This window comes from Streptomyces sp. NPDC002265 (assembly GCF_040296125.1).
In the GTDB taxonomy this organism is placed as follows: domain Bacteria; phylum Actinomycetota; class Actinomycetes; order Streptomycetales; family Streptomycetaceae; genus Streptomyces.
Map to the genome: position 1 here is coordinate 1 of NZ_JBEOWS010000696.1, position 1,441 is coordinate 1,441.

1 protein-coding gene is annotated in these 1,441 nt (G+C 71.5%); it reads left to right on the forward strand.

The annotated features are described in order from the left end of the window. A partial coding sequence (locus ABT085_RS46345) for a sugar phosphate isomerase/epimerase family protein (protein ID WP_351623257.1) occupies positions 1-1,324 on the forward strand: 1,324 nt, incomplete at its 5' end. Positions 1,325-1,441: the final 117 nt, after the last annotated feature.

Below are 1,441 nucleotides of genomic sequence, written 5' to 3' on the forward strand. Positions count from 1 at the left end.
GAAAAGAGAGACCATCATGGCTTTCAAGAACAACCCCAGCCGTCGCCGCTTCATGGTCGGCACGGGCGCGGCGGTGGCCGCGGCGCTCAGCCCGATCGGCCCGGCCTCCGTGTTCACACCGGCCACGGCGAGCGCGGCCAACGGCCGGCTCATCCCCGCAGGCAAGCTGGGCACGATCACCTACAGCCAGCGCGACGTACCCACCCGGGTCGGCATCGCGGCGAGCAAAGCGCTCGGCGTCGCCCCCACCATGGGCTACCTGGGCGGCCCGAACTTCCCGAAGGACCCCACCGACCTCGGCCCGCTGGTGCCGCTGCCCGGCGGCTGGACGGAGCTGTTCGAGTTCCTCGCGAAGTGCGGCTTCAAGCAGATCGAGTTCGCCGGCTACGGCCAGAACGCCGCGAACCCCGGCGGAGACGTGCCCAACCCGGCGCCCGGCGGCGTCACCACACCGCAGTCGCGGGCCGCGTACCTGGCGTACGCGCGCACCCTGCGCGGCTTCCTCGACGCCTACGGCCTGGAGGCGATCGGCAACCACGGGTTCATCCCCAACACGTGGTACGGCCCGAACAGCGCCGGCGGCACCATGGCCGCGCAGGACTACGAGCGGCTGCAGACCGAGCTGGAGTTCGCGGCGATCCTGGGCACACCGTTCATGGGTACCGGCAACGACCCGACGAACTCGGGCAACCGCAACATCGAGCCGTGGACCGTCGCCGGCGAGAAGTGGGAAGCGCTGAACACGATCAGCCGGCAGTGGGGGATCCGCCTCTACACCCACAACCACTCACCGGCGTACAACTTCCTTCAGGACGGTCCGATGGTCACCGTGACCCAGGACCGTGTGACCGGCAAGCCGATCGTGCCCACGCAGGTACGAGGCGAGTCGGGCAAGCGCCTCATGCAGCACTATCTCGACGTCACCGACCCGGCCCTGTGCGTCATCGAGATGGACGTGTACTGGGCGCACGTCGCCCAGCACCAGTGGCGGTGGCGCTACGACTGGGAGGGCAACCGCGTCGAGGACATCTTCGACCCGGCCGCCCAGGTCGCCAAGCAGCCCCAGCGCTACCAGCTCTTCCACGCCAAGGACGGCGACGCCACCGGCGAGGCGCCCGGCGTCGGCAACGGCTACAACTTCATCCCGTTCGGGGACCCCCGCAGCGACATCGCCTACACCAGCTTCTACCAGGGCGTCGGCGCCAAGGGGCACTACAACTCGAACTACGAGCAGGACAACGCCCCGGGCGGCACCGCGGATCCGGGCCAGTCCCTGCGCTTCTCCAGGATCAGCGCGGCCGGCATGACGGCACTGCGCGGCTGACACCCGCCGGCACTCCGTCCCGCCCACGGGGCGGGGGGGGCGCGGGCGGGGGGGGGCGGGGCCGGGGGGGGGGGGGGCGCCGGCCGCCGCGGGGGGGGGGGGGTGGGGGGGCGCCGA